The following is a 6743-nucleotide window of genomic DNA, read 5'->3' on the forward strand; positions in this document are numbered from 1 at the left end:
GGCGCGGGCCTCGCGCTCGGCGGCGGAGTCGCTGGCGCTGACCCGCGGGCGCTCCCGCTGCTGCTGACGGGAGGTTGCCTTGTTGCGCGCGGCCTCCTCGGCGATGTTGGCCACCGCGGCGCTCTCGGCGGTGAGAATGCGCGCGGCGATCACCGCCTCCAGCCCTACCTGCGCGCCGGCGCTTTCGGCGTGGAGGGCATCCTCGGAGGGCTCGGGCGCCGGTGCAGGTACGGGTGCGCCGGGCGTCTCTGCCTGCGCTACCGCCGCCTCAACCTCGGCCGACGTATCACCCCCGAGCGTCAACGCGGCCACCGCCCCGCCGCCGCCCAGCAACACCACCAGCGCCACAACAAGCCCCAGCCGCGATCGGCCCTTGCCCTCGGCTTCCATCTTCAGGGTGTGGGAGACGTCGGCGCTCATCACCGCCGCGGGCGCCTCGATCTTCGACTCCCCCGTGATCGTATCGGTGCGCTTCGGGCTCGATGCATCGGTGGCCGGCGAGGCCTGAAACTGAGGCTGGGTGCTGCTAAAGGGCCGGGCGTCGGCGCCCACCCGCACCCGATCGATGTCGGTCGGGGTGTGACGCTCCATCGTCGGCATCACGTCCAACTCGCCGGTGCCCGGTGCCACCCCGAAGGCGCCGGTGTGCGGGGCCTGACGCAGCGCCTCGGTGGAGCTCGGGCCGCCCCGCCCGACGCTCTCCAGATGAGGCATCAGCCAGGGCTCAAAGGCTCCAAGTCCCTGCTGATCGACATCCAGGCGCACCGGCCGAAGTTGATGGCGCATGCGCAGATGATCGATCTCATCGCGCACCTCGCGAGCCGAGCGCGGGCGCTCGGCCGGATCTTTGCTTAGCATACGGTAGCAGAGCGCCTCGACGTCCTCCGGCAGCGTGCCCGCCGGCAAAATGTGGCGCAGCGAAGGCGGGCTCTTCTGCACATGGCTGAACAAAATCTGCAGGCTGGTATCACCGGTAAAGGGCACCATACCGCTGAGCATCTCGTAGAGGATGATCCCCAGCGCGTAGAGGTCGGTGCGGGCGTCGATCGCGTGATTCTGCGCCTGCTCCGGCGCCATGTAGGCCGGCGTGCCACAGATCATGCCCGTCTTGGTGATCTGCGTGCTCTGCTCCAGCGCCCGCGCGATCCCGAAGTCGAGCACTTTGACCTGCACCGTGCCATCGGAGACGGGCAACATCACCAGGTTATCGGGCTTTAAGTCGCGATGAATGATGCCGCGAGCGTGCGGCTCGGTCAGCGCGCCGCAGACCTGGTAGACGACCTCCAGCGCCATATTGACGCGAAAGCGCCCGCGCTCCAGCAGGTCGCCCAGGTTGATGCCGCGCACGAGTTCCATGACCAGGTAAAGCAGATCGCGCTGACGATCCTGACCGAAATCAAAGAGGCTGACGATGTTGGCGTGGCTGAGCTCAGAGACGACTTTTGCTTCGCGAAAAAAGCGCTCCAGCGCTTTCTCACGATCGCTCATCTCGGGCCGCAACACCTTGATGGCGACTTCGCGGTTCACCGAGAGCTGCACCCCGGCGTAGACCGCGCCCATGCCCCCCACGCCGAGCAAGCGCTCGATGCGGAAGCGCTCATCGATGACCTGTCCCAGCAGCGGATCGGGGGCATCGCCCGGCGAATCCAGGGTAAAAAGACGGCTGCCGTCGGAGGGGCAGACCTCCAGATCGCCATCAAAGCGCTGCTGACATTGTGGACAATAAAGGGTCATTGATGCCTCGGTGCCGCGCGCCTCTCGGGTGGGAGCGCGCGCGCTCCGCGTGGTTCATTAAAAGCGCCGTAAAAGCGCGGGGGTGTGGCCGGCCTGACACCCACCTCGGTGGCGGGCGTTTTTGAGCTGCGTCGATCGTCGGGCACACCGCGCCCACTCTATGGCGAGGCCCGCTCTGGGTCAATGTTAGCGACATGGCCGGGCCAGCTCACAATCGGGGTTTATGCGGCCCTGAGCCATCCCTCTTTCGTGGGCACCGGCCCTGCCTCCCGGACTTTGAATGCCCGCGCGGGGCGCGCCGTCAGATGCGCACAGACCAACGATGACGCCTGCGTCTCTATTCACTTCGCGTTTCGCAAACCACGCGACGAGCTGATGATGCCCACGAACCTGCCGATGTTCTCTCCTGTGACGTTATTGCTGAGCTTTGGTGTTGCGCTGCTCTTAAGCAGCTGCGGCCCCCTCTTCGATGGCGATCCGGGCCCGGGAGATGAGCGCCGCACGCTGGCTCAGGGCTACACCCCCTGCAACGACTTCCCCGACCCGAGCCGGGGGGTGATCTGCCATCCCTCGCAGTACTGCAGCTCCCAGATCTTAAGTATCTGCCACAACGGCTGCCTCTCGCAGGATAACTGCAGCCACGAGCAGTTTTGCCTCAAGACCGGCAGCGAGCGCGTGGGCACCTGCGTCGATCACGCCACCTACGAAGAGCGCCGCCGCGGCGAAGACCTCGAGCCGGGCTACACCGCCTGCGGCGACCCGGATAACCCCTCGCGTTTTGCGATCTGCCACCCCTCCCAGTACTGCTCCAGCGACTACTTCGGGCAATGCAGCAGCGGATGCCTCTCCGAGCATAACTGCACCGAGTTGCAGGTCTGCATCAAAGAGGCCGGCGAGAATGTGGGCACCTGCCAGCACGCCGGCAACCGGTGATCGTCGGCGCGATGCGAACACCACCGGAAGTTGCGCTGCGGCGGCCGCGATCGCGGCGATCTGAGGCGCGCGCTTGACAGGAATAAGCACTTTTGGTCAACCCTTTGGCCAGAGTCGCTGGCCGCGTTCGCGAAAGGTGTTGACTTCATCGGAGTGCTGCACAGATTTGCGGCATCCTGGCGCGACGCAACGAACGCCGGCCACCCAGATCCGCAGAACCTTCGCGCCTCAGCGCGTCTTACGCATACCCACCTCTTTGCAGGGAGCTTCACATGACCAGCTCGCCCATCGACGCCATCCCCCCCTTCATGAACACCGGCCGTCCGCTCTTGACCGATTCTCCCTTCGTGGTCGCCGACCTCAGCCCGGAGACGGTGGCCTTTGGCCGCAAAGAGATCGAGCTCGCTGAAGCCGAGATGCCCGGCCTGATGGCGCTCCGCGAGCAGTACAGCGCCGCGCAGCCTCTTAAAGGCGCGCGCATCATGGGCTCCTTGCACATGACCATTCAGACCGCCGTGCTCATCGAGACGCTGGTCGCGCTGGGTGCCGACGTGCGCTGGGCCTCCTGCAACATCTACTCGACCCAGGATCACGCCGCGGCTGCGGTGGCCGTCGGTCCCGAAGGCACCGTCGACAACCCGCAGGGCGTGCCCGTCTTTGCCTGGAAGGGTGAGACGCTTGAAGAGTACTGGTGGTGCACCTTCCAGGCCCTGAACTGGCCGGACGGCAAGGGCCCCAACCTCATCCTCGATGACGGCGGCGACGCCACCCTGCTCGTGCACAAAGGCTATGAGTTCGAGCAGAACAACATCACCGCCGACCCCTCCTCCACCGACAACGCGGAGTTCCGCGTGGTGCTCTCGGTGCTCAAGGAGCTTCAGACCCTTGATAAAGGCTACTGGAGCCGCACCGCGCCCAACATCCGTGGCGTGAGCGAAGAGACCACCACCGGCGTGCACCGCCTCTACCAGTCGCAGAAGGACGGCACGCTGCTCTTCCCGGCGATCAACGTCAACGACTCGGTCACCAAGAGCAAATTCGACAACGTCTACGGCTGCCGCCACTCGCTGGTCGACGCCATCATGCGCGCCACCGACGTGATGCTCGCTGGCAAGCGCGCGCTGGTCGCAGGCTACGGCGATGTGGGCAAGGGCTCGGCGCAGTCGCTCTCCAGCCAGAAGGCCCGCGTGGCCGTCACCGAGATCGACCCCATCTGCGCGCTGCAGGCCTGCATGCACGGCCTCGACGTCATCACGATGGAGCAGGCCCTGGAGCTGGGCTACGACATCTACGTGACCGCCACCGGCAACTTCAACGTCATCACCGCCGACCACATGAAGCGGATGAAGCATAACGCCATCGTCTGCAACATCGGCCACTTCGACAATGAGATCGACATGGCCGGTCTGGAGGCGATGCGCGATCGCGGCGAAGTCGAGAAGATCCAGATCAAGCCGCAGGTCCACGAGTGGAAGTTCAAAGAGACCGGCAACTCCATCATCATCCTGGCCGAAGGTCGCCTGGTGAACCTGGGCTGCGCCACTGGCCACCCCAGCTTCGTGATGAGCGCGTCCTTCACCAACCAGGTGCTGGCGCAGATGGAGCTTCACGCCAACGCTGAAGCGTACGGCAAAGATGTCATCACCCTGCCGAAGCACCTCGATGAGATGGTCGCCAAGTTGCACCTCGACAAGCTGGGTGCCACGCTGACCAAACTCAGCGACTCCCAGGCCGACTACATCGGCGTGGAGATCGAGGGCCCCTTCAAGCCCGACTACTACCGCTACTGATGCCGAGGTGGCAGCGCCTCGCCACTCGGCGAGGCGTCGTCACGTCGACATAGCGCCATGAAAGCGGCCTCCTTTCGGGGAGGCCGTTTTTTTGTGCCTGCACCTCTTCCCTGCCCCTCTTTGACATCTTCCGACTCGCGGTGAGCTTTGGGTGCGCGAAACCCGAAACCTCAATGCATGAAAGGAGTTCGACGTGCCCACTGTGTCGTTGATGGATGTCTTACAGAAGTACTCCAACGCGTTTTTGGAGATGCTGCCCACCCTGGTGATCGCCGCGCTTGTCTTTGGCGCGTTTATGATGCTCGCGAAGCTGGGCAAAAAGGCCGCGCGCAACATCGTGGGCCGGATGCTCGACGACTCCAGCCTGCAGAGCCTGGCGGGCACCATCGCCTCGGTGCTTCTTACCGTGATCGGCATCTTCGCCGCCGCCACCATCGTCTTCCCGGGGCTGGAGGCCGGCGACCTGGTCGGCGTGCTGGGCCTCTCCAGCGTGGCGATCGGCTTTGCGTTCAAAGATATCTTTCAGAACTTTCTGGCCGGCATCCTGCTGCTTCTACAGCGCCCCTTCATCGTCGGCGATCAGATCACGGTAGGCGGCCACGAGGGCACGGTGCGCTCGATCGACATCCGCTCCACGACCATGCGCTCGTACAACGGGGTCGACATCGTGATCCCCAACTCCGACATCTACACAAGCTCGGTGACGGTGCAGACCTCCGAACCGAAGCGTCGCTCGATCTTCTCTACCGGCATCGGCTACGGCGAAGACATCGACCAGGCCCGGGAGGTCATCCGCAAGGCCGTGGAGGGCTGTGAGGCGGTGCTCGACGCGCCCTCGGTCGACGTGTTGGTCACCGGCCACGGCGACAGCTCGGTGAACTTCGACATCTTCTACTGGACCGATTCCCAGAAACGCAGCGAGGTGCTCGCCCGCGACCAGGTGGCCACCGCCATCAAGTATGCGCTCGATGAGGCCGACATCGAGATTCCCTACCCCTACCGCTCCGTGGAGTTCTTCGATAAAACCGAGCGCGCATCGTCCACCTCGACCCGCGCCGAAGTCCCGGCCTGATTTGCGGAGCCCCCGATATGGCAGCGAGCCCCGATACTGTTGTGATCACCTGCGCGCTCAACGGCGTGCTCACCGACCCGGCGCAACACCCGGTGCCCTACACCCCGGCGCAGATGGCCGCGGAGGCCCGCGCCGCCTACAACGCCGGGGCGTCGGTGGTGCACCTGCATCTTCGCGACCAGACCAGCGGGCGACTTCCCTCCTGGGAGGTGGATCTTGCTCGGGAGGTGGTCGACGCGATCAAGGCCGCCGCCCCCGAGCTGATCCTCAACCTCACCACCGGGGTGGTGGGCGATGAGATCAACGGGCCGCGCGCCTGCCTGGAGGCCATTGAGCCGGAGATGGCGGCGATGAACGCCGGCTCGCTCAACTACCTCAAGGTGCGCAGCAACGGGCAGTGGGCCTGGCCGCCGATGCTCTTTGATAACCCGGTCTCCAAGATCAGCGCCTTTCTGGAGGTGATGAACACCCACGCCATCGTGCCCGAATGCGAGTGTTTTGATACCGGGATTCTGCGCTCGCTGGCGATGTTTGAGGCTCACGGCATCTTAAAGCCTCCCTACACCGTGAGCCTGGTACAGGGGGTGGCCAGCGGCATGCCCGCCCGCCTCGACCTGTTGCCGATTCTGCTCGACGAGATGCCGAAAGAGCGCCCCTGGCAGTCGATCGTCATCGGGCGAGAGGAGGTCTGGCCGATTCACCGGCGCACCGCCGAGCTCGGGGGTAACCTGCGCACCGGCGTCGAAGACACCTTCTATCTGCCCGGGGGCGGCAAAGTCGACGGCAACGGCCCGCTGATCGAGGCGATGGCACAGATAGCCCGGGAGGTGGGCCGAGAGCCGGCCACCCCGGCCCAGGCCCGCGAGATTCTGGGCATCCAGAAGCGCTGAGCGTCGGGAGCAACGCCCAGCGCAAAAAACGCCGACCTGCCTCAGGTCGCGTCAACAGGGGCTGCGGAGGCCGCCCGGCGCGCGCGACGCGCCTCACTGCCCCGTTCCCAGACCACCGCCCCCAGGTGCAGCCCCAGCGCGCCGACCAGCAACGTCACCGCCCAGGGCTGAGGCCCGGGGGCCTCGGCCAGGGGGGCCAACCCGTAATAACCGGCCCACACCTCCCCGCAGACCCCGCGCACCGCGCTCGCGAGCGGCGTCACCCCGGCCAGCCCCACACAAAAAGCCGCCCACACGCCCACGCGCGCCGGGCCCAGCGCCGCC

General features: G+C 65.5%; 6 protein-coding genes. 4 read left to right on the forward strand and 2 right to left on the reverse strand.

All coding sequences use genetic code 11. The features are described from left to right. Positions 1 to 1734, reverse strand: a 1734-nt coding sequence (locus tag FRC96_RS16230) for a serine/threonine-protein kinase (RefSeq protein ID WP_146975964.1), incomplete at its 3' end; no start/stop codon positions are given. A gap of 378 nt (positions 1735 to 2112) precedes the next feature. On the opposite strand from FRC96_RS16230, the gene FRC96_RS22335 reads away from it, so the two are divergent. The 4 genes from FRC96_RS22335 (at position 2113) to FRC96_RS16250 (ending at position 6419) form a co-directional block, all read left to right on the forward strand. Beyond that, a complete protein-coding gene (locus FRC96_RS22335; protein ID WP_230470342.1) occupies positions 2113 to 2667 on the forward strand; it encodes a hypothetical protein in 555 nt (184 codons plus the stop codon). Between the two features lie 308 nt (positions 2668 to 2975). Then, positions 2976 to 4457 carry an adenosylhomocysteinase gene (ahcY, locus tag FRC96_RS16240; RefSeq protein WP_146975968.1) on the forward strand — a complete coding sequence of 494 codons (1482 nt, stop codon included), beginning with the start codon at positions 2976 to 2978 and terminating at the stop codon, positions 4455 to 4457. Between the two features lie 193 nt (positions 4458 to 4650). Beyond that, entirely contained in the window at positions 4651 to 5529 is an 879-nt protein-coding gene (locus tag FRC96_RS16245) for a mechanosensitive ion channel family protein (RefSeq protein WP_146975965.1), read from the forward strand. Between the two features lie 17 nt (positions 5530 to 5546). Beyond that, the gene (locus FRC96_RS16250) at positions 5547 to 6419 is read left to right on the forward strand and encodes a 3-keto-5-aminohexanoate cleavage protein (RefSeq protein WP_146975966.1); all 873 of its coding nucleotides are present in this window, start codon (positions 5547 to 5549) and stop codon (positions 6417 to 6419) included. A gap of 41 nt (positions 6420 to 6460) precedes the next feature. On the opposite strand, the gene FRC96_RS22340 is transcribed toward FRC96_RS16250, so the two are convergent. Further along, positions 6461 to 6743 (reverse strand): hypothetical protein (locus FRC96_RS22340; RefSeq protein WP_230470343.1); only part of this gene is annotated, 283 nt, incomplete at its 5' end.

Source organism: Lujinxingia vulgaris (assembly GCF_007997005.1).
Lineage (GTDB): Bacteria > Myxococcota_A > Bradymonadia > Bradymonadales > Bradymonadaceae > Lujinxingia.